Below are 15,875 nucleotides of genomic sequence, written 5' to 3' on the forward strand. Positions count from 1 at the left end.
AATACCCGCCGTCGAATCGATCACATGTTCGAATCGGTGCCGGGTGCGGAATCGAATCCTCAGCGTGGCTCGCCGAGCGTGTCGGCATGCGAGAGCCGCCCGACCACGAACCGGTTGAGCCAGCCCGGACTGATCGTCATGCCCGCATTGAGCAGTTTGGTCTGCCACCCGACGAGCTGATGCGGGTCCAAGGCCCGGGTGCGGGTCGCGGCGTGCCACACCTGCTCGGCCACATCGGCGGCCGTGAGGTGCACGCCGAGCGACTTTGCACTGTCCGCACCGCGATTCACCGCGTCCATCATGTCGGTGGCCACGAACAGCGGCAGCACATCCGACACCCCGATGCCGAGATGGCGCCATTCCAGATCCAGGGCCTCGGTGAGGCTGCGCACCGCCGCCTTGGACGCCGCGTAGGCGGCCAGACCGGGCTGGCCGTAGAGCGCCGAGGCCGAGGCCAGGTTCACCACGCGGCTGCCCGGGGTCGCCCGCAGATACGGCAGCGCGCAATGACAGCCATTGAGCACGCCCTTGAGGTTCACGTCGAGCACGCGATGCTGGGCGGCCAGCGGAATCTCCCCGAATGCCCCCGACACCAGGATTCCGGCATTGTTCACCAGCACATCCAGGCGCCCGGTCGCCGCGGTGAACCCGGCCAGGGCGTCCTGCCAGCCCGTGGGATCGGTCACGTCGAAGCTCCCGGTGACCGTCGGGCCGCCGATCTCGGCGGCGACCGTTTCCGCGGCGGCGGCGTCGATATCGTAGAGCCCGACCGTCCACCCCGCGGCCGCGAACCGCTGCGCGATGGCGCGCCCGATCCCGGCTCCGGCGCCGGTGACGAACACCGCGTGCTCGGACATGTGCCCTCCTTCCGCGGGCGGGCCCGCGCTCAACCGATCATGTCCACGGCAAGCATCCCGCAGCGCGCAGCCGCGCCGCCAGCCCGGACTGGATGGTGGCGCTGGAACCCCGCCCCGCCGCCAGCGCCACCACCAGATCCCCACCCAGCCCGGCGCCGATCGAGCAGCCCAGCAGGGTCACATCCACCGAGATGTTCTCCTCCGAGCGCTCCGGCGCGGGCTCCTCGGCCCATGCCGGACCCGCCGTGGCCACGGTGGCGGCCAGGGCCACCGCGACGGCGCCGGTGGTGATGGATCGCATGCGTCCTCCTGAAATATCCGAATGGTCAGTTCTGCTGCAGGACAGCCAATCCGATCGGCGAGAGCGCCCGCAAGCCGTGGCCGATTCCGCGACAATGAACACAGGGAGGTTTACATGGCGCCGAAGATCTGGCCGCTGGAATTCGGTCATATCGTCACCTCCCCGTTCGGTCCGCGCGCGGGCGGCTTCGACTGGGGTGTGGACTTCGGGTTCCCGGGCGGTTCCGCCGGGCGGCCGGTGTTCGCCTGCCAGGGCGGGTATGTCGTGCACTCCGGCGCCGCAACGGGTTTTGGGCTGTGGGTGGTCATCGATCATCCCGCCGCCGACGGGGGCGGCACCACCGTCTACGGTCACGTCCGCCCCGAGGTCCGGGTGGGTCGGCGCGTGGAGGCCGCCGAGCGCATCGCCACCGTCAATCCCGACCGCGGCACCAATGGCGACGTGGTCCCGCACCTGCATCTGGAATGGCATCGCACCGTCTGGGTGCGGCCCGGCCCCGACCGCCTGGACCCGCTGCCGCGGCTGGCGGGTGCGGCCTATCCGGTGGCGGCGCGCCGGGTGGCGCTGAGCGGCTGAGGGCCCAATTCCGCTCGGGCGGAGCAGGTTTCATAGCTCGACCACATGGGTACGTAGTCCGTCGAGGCGGCCGGGTTCGCCCGTGTGTGCGATAGCGTGAAGCGGTTCTGTGGACGAATTAGAGAGTGGGCGAATGCCGTTTGTCGTGAGTGGGGGCGTGCGGATTCATTACACGGATACCGGGGGCGAGGGACGAGCGGTGGTGCTGGGGCACAGCTTGTTCATGGATCAGGAGATGTTCGCCCCGTAAGCCCGGGCGCTGGCGCCGCGGTATCGGGTGATCGCGATCGACTCCCGCGGGCACGGCCCCAGCGAGGATCCCGGAACCCCGTTCAGCTATTGGTATCTGGCGCGCGATGCGTGGGCGGTGGTGGACGCGCTCGGCTTGGAGCGGGTCGTGGTGGGCGGGGTGGCGCACGGCGGGTTCACGGCGGTGCGCATGGCGCTGCTGGCCCATCCGCGGGTGGCCGGGCTGATCGTCATCGGCTCCACCGCGACCGCCATGCCCGCGCACCGCAAGATCGGCTACCGGGAGGTGATCGACGCGTGGACCGGGGAGGTCCCGCTGGCGCCGACCATCAAGATGGTGTCCTCGCTCATGATCGGCGCGACGGCCGAGGATCAGAAACCGTGGCGCGAGAAATGGCTCGCGGCCGAGCGCGCCCGGGTGCGGGCGGCGGCGGAGTGTCTGATCAATCGTGATTCGGTGCTCGACCTGCTCGGTGAGATCGACTGCCCGGCGCTGGTCATCCGCGGGCTGGCCCACCAGGCCAACGACGCCGGGGAGATGGCCGAGATGGCGCGGGCGCTGGGCAATCCGACGACGGTGCACACCATCGCCGGGGCGTCGATGACACCGAATCTCACCCATCCCGGCGAGGTGAATCCGCTGCTGCGCGCCTTCCTCGACGGTTTGCCGTAGCCGCTCACCCGGCCGCTCACCCCGCGTCCACCAGTCCGATGAACAGCTGGTGCGCGGGCCCGGGCGGGGTGCCGCGATAGCGTTGCACGCGCACGTCGAACACGGTGGCGGTCTTGGGATTACGGAGTGTGAACCCGGGATCTGAGCGCCCGATGTGCACGTGCCCGGCGGCCCACAGCCGCCGGAAGTCGGGGTGCTCGCCCAGTTCGCGCAGCAGCGCGTCGATCTCGGCGCGATCGGGGGCCCCGGCGGCGTAGGCGCGGAAGCGCCCCACCATCAGCCCCGCCTCGCGCTCCCATTCCTCGACGACCATGCGCGCCCGCGGATCGGTGAACATCCACCGCAGTACGTGCACGTTGCGGGCCAGCCCCGGCAGGGCGGCATCGAGGGCGGCATTGCAGTCCACCACATGCCAGCCGTCGTCGATGGCGGCTGCCAGATGCGGCAGCAGCGCGTCGAGCAGGACCCGCACCGGCCGCGCCTCGGTGTCGGCGCGGCGCAGCACCGGCGGAGGCGCCAGCGCCGGACGCTGCTGCGCCAGATGGTAGAGGTGGATGCGTTCGGCCACGTCCAGTTTCAGCACCGTGGCCAGCGAGTCGAGGACGGCCGGGCCCGGATTGAGCGCCTCACCCTGTTCGATCTTGGCGATATAGCCGAGGCTGGCGTGGGTGGCCTCGGCCAGTTGTTTGCGGGTCAGTCCGCCGGGGTGGGCGGCGCTGGCGCGGCCGCGGCGTTCGCGCACGAACTCGGCCAGGCTCGGCGCCCGCAGCTCATCGGCGGTGCTGGCACCGATTTCGTTGTCAGCCACCGACATTCCCGTTGCCCGTCCTCGTCCGTACCCGTTCGTCCGCCTCAGGATAGGCGGGCGCGGTGCGGGATTTCGCGGCGAGCCGCAGATTCGCGCGACCCCTGCCGGTAGCACCGCGCCGCGGCGCGCACCCGCCCGGTGGTACCGGCGCGCGGGCGTGGTCATGACTGGGGTATCCCAGCGGTTGCCAAATCGAGACCTCGCATTCGATATTTGCACTGCGGGTGCGGCATCGAAGCCGGTCGATTCATCCGCGAATGGCACCACAGCAGGAGTGAGCACGGAAATGGCAAGCACGGCAACCTATTCCGGCACCGCGGGACTGCGTTCGCGCACGATCAGGATCGGCGAGCAATCGATTCCCTATTATTCCGGCGAGAACTGTATGGCCGAGATCGCGAGCGCGATAGCGCAATACGGCCCCGACAAACTGGTGGTGGTCACCGATGATCTGCTGGCGGAATTGTATGCCGGGGAAATCGCGCTGCTGACCCACGGTATCGCGTCGATCGTGCTCACCCACCCGGCCGGGGAATCGATGAAAAACCTGTCGTGCCTGTCGGCTCATCTCGAGGCGGCGCTGCGCGCGGGCATCACCCGGCGCTCGATCGTGGTGTCCTTCGGTGGCGGCGTGCCGGGCAATCTGGCGGGGCTGATGGCGAATCTGCTGTTCCGCGGCGTGCGCCTGGTGCATGTGCCGACCACCACCATCGCGGCCATGGATTCGGTGCTCTCGCTCAAGCAGGCCATCAACAGCGGCGTCGGCAAGAACCATATCGGCACGTTCTACGCGCCGACTGCCGTCTATACCGATGTGCGATTGTTCGCGACCCTGCCCGCACGGGAATTGCGGTCGGGATTGTGTGAAATGGCGAAGAACTGCTTGGCGATTCAGCCCGCGGCGTTGGAGCCGCTGCGCACGGTCATCGCGAGCGACGATCTCGCCGCCCCGGAGAATCTGCTGTGGCTGTTGGATGCGAGCATTGCCGCGAAATCCGCGGTCACCCGCGACGACACGTTTGAGCGTGGGACCGGATTGGTGCTGGAATACGGGCACACGGTCGGGCACGCCATCGAAATATGCGATCACCGGGCGCGCGGGGCGGCGGGCATTCCGCACGGAATGGCGATTGCTGTGGGAATGCTGGTGGCCGCGCACATCTCGCATGCGCGCGGGTGGCTCTCCGACGACGAGGTGAGCATCCACTACGAGATCGTCACCGGTCTCAAAGTCGAACCCGCCCTGCCCGGCACGGTGCGCCTCGAGCAGGTGCTGGCGGTGGTGGCCGAGGACAACAAGAAGGGCTATCTCGACACCCGCCCGGACGCGGTGCCGTTCGTGTTGTTGCGCTCCTTGGGCCGCCCCGAACACACCGGAGACGTTCCGCTGACCCATGTTTCGCTCGCCGAGGTGCGTGCGGCCCTGGACGTGATCGCCCAACCGGCCGCACCGGCCCCCGCGGTCGGCGTGTGAAGGGGCCGGACATGCTGGCGATTCACGGCGGCACACCGGTGCGCGCGGGCACACCCTGGCCGCGCTGGCCGCAATACGACGAGCGCACCGAAGCCGCGCTGCTGGCCGCACTGCGCTCGGATCGCTGGTCGGTGAGCTGGTACAGCCCCACCGGCGGCAAATCGCGCGAACGACTCTTCGGTGAGGCCTTCGCCGCCTACCTCGGCGCGGCCCACGGTGTCGGTGTCGACCACGGATCCGGTGCGCTGGTCATCGCCTTGGAGGCGTTGGGGATCGGGCCCGGCGACGAGGTGATCGTGCCCGCCATGACCTGGGTCGCCCCCGCCACCGCGGTACTGCGGGTCGGTGCGCTGCCGGTGCTGGCCGATGTCGATCCCGATACCGGATGCCTGACCGGCGAGCAGCTTCGCGCCGCGCTGTCCCCGCGCACGAAGGCCGTCATCGCGGTGCATCTGGCCTGCACCGCGGTGCGGCTGGACGAGGTCGTGGCGGTGGCCCGCGCCGCCGGGATCGCCCTGATCGAGGACTGCTCGCAGGCACACGGAACCCGCTGGGCCGGACAGGCTGTCGGCACCTTCGGCGAGATCGGCGTCTTCAGTCTCGGCGCGGCCAAGACCCTCGCGGGCGGTGAGGCGGGCGCGGCCGCCACCGACCGCCGCGACCTCTACGAGCGCATGCTCATGCTGCGCGCCGACTCGCGCGGCTACACCGCGCACGCACCCGCCGCCGGGGAATACGAACTCGTCGAGCTCGGCGCGGTCATGGGCGCCAACTATTGCCTCTCGGAACTGACCGCGGCCGGGCTGCTCGATCAGCTGGCCCGGCTCGACGCCCAGCACGCCCGGCGGCAGCTCCGCGCCACCGAACTCGCGGCGGGCCTGACCGCCATCGGAGGACTGTCGCCGGTGCCGGTGCCCGCGCAGGTCGACCGCCGCGCCATCTACGAGTACGGAATCCGGTGCGCGCCAGGCACGTTCGGCGCCATGCCGATCGAGCAGGTCGCCGCCGCGCTCACCGCCGAACTGGGCACCAAGGTGTATCCGCCGCGCGACCCCCTGCACCGCAGCACCCTGCTGCGCCCGCACACCAAACCACGCTTCGCCCGGCTGTGGCGCCGCGCCGCCGACCGCGCCGCCGACCGCGCGGCCGGACGCGCCTATCCCGGCGCGGACCACTACCGCGACCACACCCTGCTCGTGCACCACAGTGTGCTGCTGGGCGCGCGCGCCGATATCGACGATCTGCTCACGGCCCTGGCCAAGGTGCGTGCCCACGCCCGATCCCGCAGCGCGGAAGGAACTCTCACATGACCTCGGACCTGATGGCGGACTGGGAGCGCCGCACCATCGACGGCATCCGCACCCGCCGCGCCGTCGAATCGGATTGGGAGGCCCTGCGTGACCGGTACGCGCGCGCCTTCGGCGGGGTGAAGACCCAGGACTTCGCGGCCTGGAAGCGGCAGTTCCGGCTCGAGGACATCGCGGTGGTCGAGGATGTCGTCGACCCGCGAGCGCCGCGCCTGGTCGGCACCGCCGCCATCATGCGCAGCACCGTGACGGTGCCCGGCGGCGCGCAGCTCGCGGTGGCGGCGTGCGCGCAGGGCATGGTGGCGACCACGCATCAGAAGCGCGGCATCTACGCCAAGGTGCAGGCCGAGTTGATGGCGATCGCCGCCGAGTCCGGCGCGGAGGTGTTCGCGGCCATGCCCGGACCCGGCGGCACCTACCCGTATCTGGGCGTGACGACCTATACGCGGCATCTGGTCCTCGATCGCCGCCGGTCGGCCCTGCGTGCGGCGCAACCGGATTCGTCGGTGGTGCGCGAGGTGCGGGTGGCCGAGTGCCGGGACGCGCTGCGCGGGATCCATGCGCGCTGGCAGCGTGAGACCCCGGGTGCGCTGGCACGCGGCGAGTTCTATTGGCCCAGCGCCTTCGGTGGCGAGGACTTCGCGCTCGTGCACCCCGACGGGTATGTGGTCTACGACCTCGTCGGCGACACCGTGCGGGTGCGTGATCTGTGCGCGCTCACCGTCAGCGCCCGGCGCGAGCTGCTGCGCTGTCTGCTCGGCCACGGCGAATGCGCCGAGATCCACGTGGACACCGCCCTGGACGATCCGCTGCCGCTGCTGCTCGAGGATCCGCGCACCGCCGCGGTGACCGGCGTCGACGCGGGCGTGTGGGGGTGGATCATCAACCTGCCCACGGCCATCGGCGCGCGCAGCTTCGCCGCGGGGTTCACCGGAGTGGTGGAGGTCGCCGACCCGTGGGGGATGAGTGCGGGCCGCTACACCCTCGACATCGCCGACGGTGTCGGGCGCTGGGAACCCGCCCCCGATGATGCGCGCGCCGACCCCCTGGAATTGACCACCGTCTACTTCGGGGCGCACACGGTCGGGGAGTTGCAGCGCGCGGGCCGCGTCGACGAGCTCACCCCCGGTGCGGCCGCGGCCTTGGAGCGAGCCTTCGCCACCTCGCGCGCACCGTTCAACACCACTCCCTTCTGATGTCCGCACGTTCGAGGAAGCCACGATGACCACACCCCGTATCGGCCACCTGCCCGCCGCCGCCCGACGATTCCTGCAGTGGGACACCGATCCCGGGGCCTTCGGCATCACCATGCCCTTCCCGGTCCCGGCTGCCATGGGCGCCGATGCGGCGCGCGCCATGATCAACGCGCTCATGGACACCCACGAGACCCTGCGCAGCCGTTACACATTCGGCCCCGACGCTGCCTGGGAGATCCTGCCCGCCTCCGGCGGTGAGATCGACCAGGACCGGATCGATCTGCGCACCGTCGACATCAGCGCGCTTGCCGACGCGGACTTCGGGGTGGTGATCGCGGCCGAGACCGCCGTCAACGAGGCCCGCCTGGACCTCGAATCCGGACGGGTCGTGACCGCAGCCCTGTTCACCCGCCCCGCGGGCGGAAACATCCTGCTGCTCACCGTGCATCACGTGGCCTGCGATGCGGTGGCGCTGTGGGTGCTGTGGGGCGATATGACCGCCTATGTGAGCCACTGGGAATCCGGTGCGCCCCTCGCGCTGCCACCAGAGACCACGACCAGCTCCGAGTGGGCGGCGTTCCTCACCGAGCACGCCCGCACCCGCCTCGGCGAACTCGACTACTGGTGGGCCACCTGCGATCCCGAACCCGCCCGCACCACGCGGGCGGAGACACCGGACCCGGTCTATCTCGACGCGGTCATCGACGGGCCCCGGGCCGCGCGGCTGTTCGAGGAGCTGCCCGCCGCCTTCGACGCCACCTACACCCGCATCCTGCTGGTCGCCCTCGGCCTCGCCGTCGAGGATGTCCTCGGTGCCGCGCGCCCGATCCAGGTGCAAAAACACGGCCGCTACGCGCGGTTGCGTCCCGGCACCGATCTGAGCCGCACCGTCGGCTGGCTCTCCGACGACTACCCGTGGCTGCTGGCGGCCACCACCGGCAGCCACGCCGCCCGCATGCGCCACGCCATGGCCGAATTCCCGCAGGCGCCCGAGGATTTCATGCTGCTGCGCTGGTATCACCCCGATCTGCGCGCGCGGTTCGAGACCTTCCGCAACCCGAAGTTCTATTTCAACTTCGTCGGCGAACTCGGCGGCCACCTCCCCGCGGCCCGCTCCCGCGATATGGCCCGGCTGGGCAGCTTCGATCTGGCGATTCTGCTCGGCGGCTACCGCGGCGAGGACGGGGCGCGGGTGCACTACTCGGTACATTCGCCCACCGGCGGGCTCGGCGCCGAACGGGTGAACACGATTGTGGCCCAGTGGCTCTCGATTCTCGACACCGTCGACACCGGCCTCGGCACGGCCCATGCCGCGCCCACCCAGTAACACCCGCAGAGGAGCTCGTCATGCAGAATTCCACCCCCGCCGCCACCTGCCCGGTCACCGGCGCGGCGGTGCCCTCGGTCACCAAGGTCACCACACCCACCGGCGACGACGCCTGGCTGGTGACCGGCTATCAGCAGGTGCGTGAGCTGTTCACCGAACCGCGCCTGGGCCGTTCGCACCGCACCCCCGAGACCGCGCCCCGGCTGGGGCAGGCGGCGTTCTCGGGCGGGCCGATCGGCAATTTCGACACCGAGCTCGCCGATCACGCGCGCATGCGGTCGCTGCTGCAACCGCATTTCTCGCCCAAACGCATGCGGGAGCTGCGCCCGCGCGTCGAGCAGATCACCACCGCACTGCTCGACGCCATGGAGGAGCAGGGCTCTCCGGCCGATCTGCAGGCGGCGCTGTCGCTGCCGTTGCCGCTGCTGGTGATCTGCGAGCTGCTCGGCGTGCCCTACGAGGAGCGCGAGGAGTTCCGCGAATGGGTCGAACAGGTCGGTCATGTCCGCGACCGCGCCAAGGTCGAACAGGGGTACGCCGGGTTGTACGCCTACTGCCTGAAACTGGTGCAGGCCAAGCGCCGCACGCCCGGCGACGATGTGGTGTCGCGGCTGTGCGCGGTCGCGGACGTCAGCGACGACGAGATCGCCATGCATGCCATGGTGCTGCTGTTCGCCGGGCACGAAACCTCCGCGGTGCAGATCGGCGCGGGTGTGCTCATGCTGCTCGAAAACCCCGACCAGTGGCGCACACTGCACGAGAACCCGGCGCTGGTGGTCACCGCGACCGAGGAGTTGCTGCGCGCCTGCAATGCCAGCAGCATGCCGCGCTATGCCCGCGACGATCTCGAGATCGGGGGCGCGCGGGTGGCGGCGGGGGAGCTGGTGCTGCTGGGCATCGCCTCGGCCAATCACGACGCGGCGGTGTTCACCGATCCCGACACCATCGATATCGCCCGGCAGGAGGCCGCGCACTTCCTGTTCGGCTACGGCGCCCGCTACTGCATCGGCGCACCGCTGGCCCGCATCGAACTGCAGGTCGCCTTCGGGCAGCTGGTGTCGCGATTCCCCACCATGACCCTGGCGGTCGACCCGGCCGCGCTCTCGGAGCGGGCGGAGATCTTCACCGGCGGCCTGACGAAACTGCCGGTGCGATGGTGATGAAGTTCTATATCAGCCTGGCCCTGGTCGAGATTCCGGAGATCGTCGAAATCGCCAGGGCCGCCGATGAACTCGGCTACGCCGGGGTCGGCATCCCCGACCACGCGGTCAACTTCGAGCCCCTGGACACGCCCTACCCGTATTCCGCGGACGGGCAGCGGCGCTGGGCGCCGTTCACCGATTGACCCGACCCGTGGGCGCTGATCGGCGCCCTGGCGGCGTGCACGCGCCGGTTGCGCTTCGTCACCACCGTCTATGTTGCGGCGCTGCGTGATCCGTACACGGTGGCCAATGCCGTGGCCACCGCGGCGGTGCTCGCGGGCGGGCGGGTCGAGCTGGGGCTGGGCGCGGGCTGGTGCGCCGAGGAGTTCGCGCTGCTGGGTGCGCGATTCGACGGGCGCGGGGCGCGCACCGAGGAAATGGTGGCGCTCATGCGTGAGCTGTGGTCACCGGGCTGGACCCGCTTCGAGGGCCGCCACTACCGCACTCCGCGCCTGGAGATGACGCCCACCCCACCGCCGATCCCGATACTGTTCGGCGGCCTGACCGAGGTGGCGCTGCGCCGGGCCGCGCGCTACGACGGCTGGATCGGCGACCGCATGACCCTCGACGAGGCGATGCAGGTCGCCACCACGCTGCGCCGCTATCGCACCGAACACGGTCTGCCCCTGGCGGATTTCTCGATCCTGGCGCCATTGACCGACGCCCTCGGCGACGACCGCTTCGCCGCGGCCGAGGCGGCGGGCATCACCCACGCGATCACCATGCCGTGGATGCTGTACTACGGTCCCGACGCCACCCTCGAACAGAAACTCGATGCGCTGGCCCGCTTCCGCCACGACATCTGCCCCTCGGCCTTCCCGCTCGCCACCGCCGGACGCTGACCTCACACGGCGGCGAGGAAGCGTTCCATCCGGTCGGCGAAACCCGGTGCGACCGCACCGACTCCGGTCGCCGCCCCGCCGCGATCAATGTGCCGAGGGTGCCGTAGGAATGGGCCACGACATGCGGGCGCGCCGTCCCGAACACCGCCGCCAGATCCTCGGCGTCGACCTCGAAATCCTGGCCGCCGCCCACCGGATCCGGGCTCGGCGCGAACCCGCGTCGATACACCGCCGCGAGCGTCCACCGCGCCCGCAACGATTCCAGCCCCGCCCAGGTCGCCGTGGGCCCCGCCCCGCCGTGCACCAGCACGACCTCGGGCCCGTCTCCCGTCCGCACCACCGTCACCGGCAGATCACCGCTCACCCCAGCCACTGTAGGCGCGGGCCCGCGCATCCTCTCGGCGACTTCCTCCCGCGGCTCCAGCACCGGTGATCGTCTCCCAGCAGCTCACGCAACCGGCGCGCAATCGGGTACCCGTCCGTCTCCGCACCGGATACTGTTGCGCCCGTGGACAATGCGCGCGCCGACTACTTCGCGACCCTGCCCCGCAAACGCATGGGCGCCGGGGTCCTGTTCGTCGACGACCGCAACCGCGTCCTGCTGGTGGAACCCACCTACAAGGACTACTGGGAACTCCCCGGCGGCGTCGTCGAAGCCGACGAATCCCCCCGCACCGCCGCCACCCGCGAAATCACCGAAGAACTCGCCCTCACCATCACCCCCGGCCGCCTGCTGGTCCTGGACTGGGTCCCACCCGGCCCCTACCCCACCGACGGCATCATGCTCCTCTTCGACGGCGGCCTCCTACCCCCCCGACCGAATCGCCGCCATCCGCCTCCAGTCCGAAGAACTCCGCAACTGGGCCTGGTGCGACCCCACCGACTGCGCCCACCGCCTCCCCGCCGTCCTGGCCCGCCGCGTAGCAGCCGCCCTCGAAGCCCGCACCACCGGCGTCACGTCCTACCTGGAAAACGGCCACCCCGTCGAACCCTGACCCGAATCAGCATCCGGGAACACGGAGATCGGCGCTCGCCCGGTGGCGCGTGTCGGGTGGCGTGGTGGGGCCCGGGCGGTGCCCGCGGGTCGGCGGGCGCTGTGTCCGTGTCGGCCGAGAGTCCGGCCGACACGGACACCGAGGGGGTGCGGATTTTCGCGCGACGCCGCGGGTATGTCGCACCGCTCCGGGCCAGCTGGCGGGGACCACTCCGCCAGTGCCTCAGTGTGTATCGGCGGCTGTGATCCGAGTTGCCAGTTGGGCGGGGTGGGCGCGGATTGACCGTGTCGTGTCGCGATCGGTCAGGTCGACCACCCCGCCGACATCCACGTCACGTGACGTTTCCCCGCCGACTCATCCGTCTAGTCCACGAGTATCCACTTCGGCGCGCGCCGCCGCGAAACACGCCTGCGTCCCAACCAGCCCTGCCTCGATATCCTTTCGCGCCCCATGAAACCCGTACAGCTGCCCGGCAAACCGCGTCAGCACCGACCCCTCAACCTCCTCGACCTCCTCCAACACCCCCGCTTCCCCCAACAACAGCGCCACCCCCGCCACCTCCCCATCCGACCACTCCCCCCGATGCGCCTCCCACCCATCCCGCGCAACAGCCAACGCCCGCCCTACCAACTCCACCCGCAACGCCTCCCGCTCGGCCTCACTCGGCACCCGCGTCTTCAGATGCTCCCAGCTCACCCGCTCCGCGTCGGACATTCCAACCTCCGCCCTTCCGAATCCGTCGACTTGGTCCAGCGCACTGTATCCCGCCCGGCAGGCGGTACCTTCTGTAGCCATGCCGAGAGCGCTGTGCACTGGATCCTTCGACCCGGTGACCAAAGGTCATGTCGACGTGTTCGAGCGTGCGGCGGCTCAGTTCGACGAGCTAGTGGTGGCGGTCATGGTCAATTCGGGTAAGAAGACGATGTTCACCATCGACGAGCGCGTGGAGATGCTGCAGGAGGTCACCGCCAATCTCGGGAATGTGCGGGTGGCAACGACTTCGACTACGAGCAGCCCATGGCACGGGCACACCGCACACTCGGCGGCGTGGATACCTACTTCATCGCCTGTGACCCGGCTGTCGGATTCGTGTCCAGCTCGTTGGTCAAGCAGGTCGCCGCGTCAGGCGGCGACATCGCCGATCTGTTGCCGACGGCGGTGCACGATCGGCTGCTGAAGCGACTGGCGGAAAACTAGGTCGCGATCGTTGACGTGTCGTCATCTCCAATCCTCGGAATGGTACGGGCGTACATGCGAGCCCAGTTTTCGTCGGGATTCGTTGTGGTTTCGTTTCGATTGGATAAACCAAACGAAACGTATTGTTGGGCCGGTCGATTGAAGGAGAGGTCAAGTCCTGACCTCCGATAAATTCACTTATCGGAGGTCAGGACGGCGGGGGGTTGATTGGGGCGGTTTAGGTTTCGTTTCGTGTTGTTCCGTTGGAAATGACGAAACCAACGCTACGATTTGAGGGTGGCTACGGCGATTTGCAGTTATCCGGGGTGTACGAAACCGATTAAGCGGGGTGGGGGGGCCGGGGCGGCCCTCGGAGTATTGCGATCATCCCGATCACACGCGGTGGCGGGCGTGGCGGGAACGGCAGCGGCGGCAGGAGGGGGAAGGTGGGGGGGTCGGTTGCGAACGTCACTGTGACGAAACAGGGGCCGGTGACGGTGGCGCGGTTGCGGGCCGATGAGTTGCTGGGGCAGTTTCGGGGGTTGGCTGATCAGCTCGGGACGACGTTGCAGGCGGCGGTGGCGGAGTTGTCGACGCTGGCCGATCCGGCGGTGGCGGAGGCGGAGGTGGCGACCGTGGCCGCGGAGCGGGCGCGGCGGGAGGCCGAGGATGCGCGGGCGGCGGCGGAGTCGGCGGCCGAGGATGCGGCGGTGGCGGCCGAGGCGCGGATTGCGGAGGCGGCGGGGGCGCGCGATGACGCGCTGCGCGAGCTCGAGCGGGTCACCAAGCAGGCGGCCGATGACGTGTTCGCGGCGCGCGCGGCAGCGGAGGCCGAGATTCGGGCGCTGCGCGCGGAAGCCGCGGCGGCCCGAGACACCGCGCGCCGCGAGGCCGCCGAGCGCATTGCCGCCCTCGACGACGCCCGCGCGCAAACCCTCGCCCGCGCCGAACGCGCGGAACGCCAACTCGACGAAGTCCTCGCACGGCGCGACACACCATCGGACCCGCCGCGCTGAGCCCGGGCGACACGCAATCCCGTCCGGCACACCGGGTCCGGGCGACCGCGTCGACGCGGCGGACGAGGCCAGCTCGTCACCGGGCGGCGCGCGCCTCGGCGGCCGAAATCCGCACCCCGTGTGGGGAACCGGAGGTCAGGCGAGGCGGACGTCGGCCGTGGCGAGGCCGAAAACCTTGCGGCCGGACGACTTCGCGACGATGACGACGACGGCGGTGCGGGTCGCGGGGTCGAGGGATTTGATGCGGCCGGTGAATTCGATGGCGCCGGGGGCGGCGGATTCGATGACCGTGTAGTTCGACAGGCGGACGCTGTAGCGGGTCAGGGCACCGGGGTCGCCGAGCCAGCCGGTGACGAATCCGGCGCCCAGGCCCATGGTGAGCATGCCGTGGGCGATCACGTCCGGGAGGCCCGCCAGCGTCGCGACACCGTCGTGCCAGTGGATGGGGTTCACGTCCCCGGAGACCCCGGCGTAGTTCACCAGATCGCCGCGGGTGAGGCGCACGGTCCGTACGGGTAGCTCGTCGCCGACGGTGAGGTCGTCGAAGCGGAGCGTGGTGCGTGGTGCGCGGGTGTGGGCGATGTCGGAGAGGCGTACGGCGGCTTGCGGATCCGGATCGGGCAGGTCGTCGGCGGCCGCGGTGCGGGAGGACGCGTCGAGTCCGGTCATGATGACGCGCTCGATCGTGTCGCCGATCTCGGCGCTGACGTCCTCGCCGGTGATCCCGACGACGGTGGTGTGCATGACCGAGACGACCGCACCGGCCGGATCGCTGAAGGTATTGGTGATGGTGAGCAGATCCTTCCCGGCGATCCGGCGCACCGAGGGCCGTTCGCGTAGCGCGTCGCGCACCCCGCCGACGGGGGCGATGGGTCCGGTCATGACCCAGTCGTGTTCGACGCGGTGCAGGTGTACGGGCAGCCCGGGCAGGTCCAGCAGCCCGCACACGTGATCCCAGTGCGCGTGGGTGGGCAGCGCGAACTGCGGTGCGGGCAGGCCGGGCACCCGGGCGAGCGCCTCGACGGTGCTCAGCGTGGCGGCCGGGGGCCGCACCACGGCGGGAAGTTCGGCCAGGGCGCGCTGTTCGGCGTTCTCGCACACGCTCGGGTCGACGAGGAACGCGGCGCGGGGATGGGCGATGTGGGAGGTGGTGAGCGCATTGGTGATGCGCCGCGGGCGGAAGGTGCCTTCCACGACGATCGCGGTCGGCACCGTCCGCGGCACCTGCGGCAGCGCGGTGACGGTGGTCGCCGGTGTGGGCAGTCCCGCATCGGTGATCGAGCGCAGCAGCCGCTGATCGGCCGGGCGCGGGCGCACCGCGCCGGTGAGCAGACCCGTTGCCGCGACGCAGCATTGGAGCAGGCTGGGGGTACGTACTGGATCGGACATGCCCGCACGCTAATACTTGAGGTCGACGTGAAGTAAAGGGGCGAGATTTTCATGACCATGGTCGACGCGTTCCGGATCGGCGACGCCGCCGCCGTCCTCGGCATCGAGGCGCATGTGCTGCGGCATTGGGAGGCGATGGGGTTGCTGGCGCCCCCGCGCACCCCGTCGGGGCATCGCCATTACGACGAGCAGACCCTGGATCGGGCCCGGCTGATCCGGGTCCTGCAGCGAACCGGGTTGTCGCTGGAGCAGATTCGCAGCCTCGGCGGCGGCGCGCACAGTGAACGCCTGGCGTTGATCGCCGATCAGCGCGCCGAACTGCGCGAGCGCATCGAGGTGCTGCGGGCCGCCGATCGTTTCCTGGATCATCTGACCGCCTGCCGCAATCCGGTCATCGCCGAATGCGCGGAGTGCGCGCAGTTCGTGGCCTTGTCGCCGTGGCCGCATCGCCCGCCGCCGCGGGACTGAGCACCGCGGCTGGACCGAG

General features: G+C 70.2%; 16 protein-coding genes and 2 pseudogenes. 12 read left to right on the top strand and 6 right to left on the bottom strand.

Translation table 11 applies throughout. The features are described 5' to 3' along the window. Positions 1-59: 59 nt before the first annotated feature. Together NC4_RS13915 and NC4_RS13920 are read right to left on the bottom strand one after the other, a co-directional pair. The gene (locus tag NC4_RS13915; RefSeq protein ID WP_067537389.1) at positions 60-857 is read right to left on the bottom strand and encodes an SDR family oxidoreductase; all 798 of its coding nucleotides are present in this window, start codon (positions 855-857) and stop codon (positions 60-62) included. A 37-nt stretch (positions 858-894) separates the two neighbouring features. Next, a complete protein-coding gene (locus NC4_RS13920; RefSeq protein WP_067537392.1) occupies positions 895-1,158 on the bottom strand; it encodes a hypothetical protein in 264 nt (87 codons plus the stop codon). Positions 1,159-1,272: 114 nt separating this feature from the next. Between NC4_RS13920 and NC4_RS13925 the strand changes: the two genes are divergently transcribed. Further along, positions 1,273-1,734, top strand: a complete 462-nt coding sequence (locus NC4_RS13925; protein ID WP_067537395.1) for a murein hydrolase activator EnvC family protein — start codon at positions 1,273-1,275, stop codon at positions 1,732-1,734. Between the two features lie 259 nt (positions 1,735-1,993). Continuing rightward, the gene (locus NC4_RS13930) at positions 1,994-2,656 is read left to right on the top strand and encodes an alpha/beta fold hydrolase (RefSeq protein WP_084529043.1); all 663 of its coding nucleotides are present in this window, start codon (positions 1,994-1,996) and stop codon (positions 2,654-2,656) included. A gap of 16 nt (positions 2,657-2,672) precedes the next feature. On the opposite strand, the gene NC4_RS13935 is transcribed toward NC4_RS13930, so the two are convergent. Further along, entirely contained in the window at positions 2,673-3,464 is a 792-nt protein-coding gene (locus tag NC4_RS13935; protein ID WP_169814795.1) for a helix-turn-helix transcriptional regulator, read from the bottom strand. A gap of 286 nt (positions 3,465-3,750) precedes the next feature. On the opposite strand from NC4_RS13935, the gene NC4_RS13940 reads away from it, so the two are divergent. The 6 genes and pseudogenes from NC4_RS13940 to NC4_RS42585 all read left to right on the top strand — a co-directional run. Next, positions 3,751-4,938, top strand: a complete 1,188-nt coding sequence (locus tag NC4_RS13940; RefSeq protein WP_169814796.1) for a 2-deoxy-scyllo-inosose synthase — start codon at positions 3,751-3,753, stop codon at positions 4,936-4,938. Positions 4,939-4,949: 11 nt separating this feature from the next. Next, complete coding sequence (locus tag NC4_RS13945; RefSeq protein WP_067538054.1) at positions 4,950-6,248, top strand: DegT/DnrJ/EryC1/StrS family aminotransferase; 1,299 nt, start codon at positions 4,950-4,952, stop codon at positions 6,246-6,248. Beyond that, positions 6,245-7,441: a GNAT family N-acetyltransferase gene (locus NC4_RS13950; protein ID WP_067537403.1), complete on the top strand. Its 1,197-nt coding sequence runs from the start codon at positions 6,245-6,247 to the stop codon at positions 7,439-7,441. The genes NC4_RS13945 and NC4_RS13950 overlap by 4 nt, the downstream gene beginning before the upstream one ends. Before the next feature lie 25 nt (positions 7,442-7,466). Further along, complete coding sequence (locus tag NC4_RS13955; RefSeq protein ID WP_067537406.1) at positions 7,467-8,768, top strand: condensation domain-containing protein; 1,302 nt, start codon at positions 7,467-7,469, stop codon at positions 8,766-8,768. Between the two features lie 20 nt (positions 8,769-8,788). Continuing rightward, the gene (locus NC4_RS13960) at positions 8,789-9,928 is read left to right on the top strand and encodes a cytochrome P450 (RefSeq protein WP_067537409.1); all 1,140 of its coding nucleotides are present in this window, start codon (positions 8,789-8,791) and stop codon (positions 9,926-9,928) included. Beyond that, a pseudogene (locus NC4_RS42585) lies at positions 9,928-10,773 on the top strand (TIGR03619 family F420-dependent LLM class oxidoreductase); the annotation flags it as partial. The gene NC4_RS13960 and the pseudogene NC4_RS42585, both read left to right, overlap by 1 nt. On the opposite strand, the gene NC4_RS40195 reads toward NC4_RS42585, so the two are convergent. Next, complete coding sequence (locus NC4_RS40195; RefSeq protein WP_157554739.1) at positions 10,688-11,206, bottom strand: alpha/beta fold hydrolase; 519 nt, start codon at positions 11,204-11,206, stop codon at positions 10,688-10,690. The pseudogene NC4_RS42585 and the gene NC4_RS40195 overlap by 86 nt on opposite strands. Positions 11,207-11,320: 114 nt before the next feature. On the opposite strand from NC4_RS40195, the gene NC4_RS41590 reads away from it, so the two are divergent. Beyond that, positions 11,321-12,052: an NUDIX domain-containing protein gene (locus NC4_RS41590; RefSeq protein ID WP_245721678.1), complete on the top strand. Its 732-nt coding sequence runs from the start codon at positions 11,321-11,323 to the stop codon at positions 12,050-12,052. A gap of 109 nt (positions 12,053-12,161) precedes the next feature. Here the strand turns inward: NC4_RS41590 and NC4_RS13975 are convergent, their stop codons facing one another. Beyond that, positions 12,162-12,521, bottom strand: a complete 360-nt coding sequence (locus NC4_RS13975; protein ID WP_067537412.1) for a hypothetical protein — start codon at positions 12,519-12,521, stop codon at positions 12,162-12,164. Between the two features lie 79 nt (positions 12,522-12,600). Here NC4_RS13975 and NC4_RS13980 point away from each other — a divergent pair. Together NC4_RS13980 and NC4_RS13985 are read left to right on the top strand one after the other, a co-directional pair. Further along, positions 12,601-13,004 (top strand): annotated as a pseudogene (locus NC4_RS13980) (pantetheine-phosphate adenylyltransferase). Positions 13,005-13,456: 452 nt separating this feature from the next. Then, positions 13,457-13,999 carry a hypothetical protein gene (locus tag NC4_RS13985; protein WP_067537415.1) on the top strand — a complete coding sequence of 181 codons (543 nt, stop codon included), beginning with the start codon at positions 13,457-13,459 and terminating at the stop codon, positions 13,997-13,999. Positions 14,000-14,134: 135 nt separating this feature from the next. On the opposite strand, the gene NC4_RS42590 is transcribed toward NC4_RS13985, so the two are convergent. Continuing rightward, a complete protein-coding gene (locus NC4_RS42590; protein ID WP_084529051.1) occupies positions 14,135-15,388 on the bottom strand; it encodes a MaoC/PaaZ C-terminal domain-containing protein in 1,254 nt (417 codons plus the stop codon). Between the two features lie 51 nt (positions 15,389-15,439). Between NC4_RS42590 and NC4_RS13995 the strand changes: the two genes are divergently transcribed. Next, on the top strand, positions 15,440-15,856 hold the full coding sequence (locus NC4_RS13995; protein ID WP_084529053.1) for a MerR family transcriptional regulator: 417 nt from the start codon (positions 15,440-15,442) through the stop codon (positions 15,854-15,856). The last annotated feature ends 19 nt before the right edge of the window (positions 15,857-15,875 follow it).

Source organism: Nocardia crassostreae, from assembly GCF_001613405.1.
GTDB lineage: Bacteria > Actinomycetota > Actinomycetes > Mycobacteriales > Mycobacteriaceae > Nocardia > Nocardia crassostreae.

What these genes read in the sequence shown, in the direction of transcription:
- NC4_RS40195 (WP_157554739.1), bottom strand. Translation starts at nt 11,206, where the DNA reads ATGCGCGGGCCCGCGCCTACAGTGGCTGGGGTGAGCGGTGATCTGCCG.
- NC4_RS13915 (WP_067537389.1), bottom strand. Translation starts at nt 857, where the DNA reads ATGTCCGAGCACGCGGTGTTCGTCACCGGCGCCGGAGCCGGGATCGGG.
- NC4_RS13945 (WP_067538054.1), top strand. Translation starts at nt 4,950, where the DNA reads ATGCTGGCGATTCACGGCGGCACACCGGTGCGCGCGGGCACACCCTGG.
- NC4_RS13940 (WP_169814796.1), top strand. Translation starts at nt 3,751, where the DNA reads ATGGCAAGCACGGCAACCTATTCCGGCACCGCGGGACTGCGTTCGCGC.
- NC4_RS13955 (WP_067537406.1), top strand. Translation starts at nt 7,467, where the DNA reads ATGACCACACCCCGTATCGGCCACCTGCCCGCCGCCGCCCGACGATTC.
- NC4_RS13920 (WP_067537392.1), bottom strand. Translation starts at nt 1,158, where the DNA reads ATGCGATCCATCACCACCGGCGCCGTCGCGGTGGCCCTGGCCGCCACC.
- NC4_RS13950 (WP_067537403.1), top strand. Translation starts at nt 6,245, where the DNA reads ATGACCTCGGACCTGATGGCGGACTGGGAGCGCCGCACCATCGACGGC.
- NC4_RS42590 (WP_084529051.1), bottom strand. Translation starts at nt 15,388, where the DNA reads ATGTCCGATCCAGTACGTACCCCCAGCCTGCTCCAATGCTGCGTCGCG.
- NC4_RS13925 (WP_067537395.1), top strand. Translation starts at nt 1,273, where the DNA reads ATGGCGCCGAAGATCTGGCCGCTGGAATTCGGTCATATCGTCACCTCC.
- NC4_RS13975 (WP_067537412.1), bottom strand. Translation starts at nt 12,521, where the DNA reads ATGTCCGACGCGGAGCGGGTGAGCTGGGAGCATCTGAAGACGCGGGTG.
- NC4_RS13995 (WP_084529053.1), top strand. Translation starts at nt 15,440, where the DNA reads ATGACCATGGTCGACGCGTTCCGGATCGGCGACGCCGCCGCCGTCCTC.
- NC4_RS13960 (WP_067537409.1), top strand. Translation starts at nt 8,789, where the DNA reads ATGCAGAATTCCACCCCCGCCGCCACCTGCCCGGTCACCGGCGCGGCG.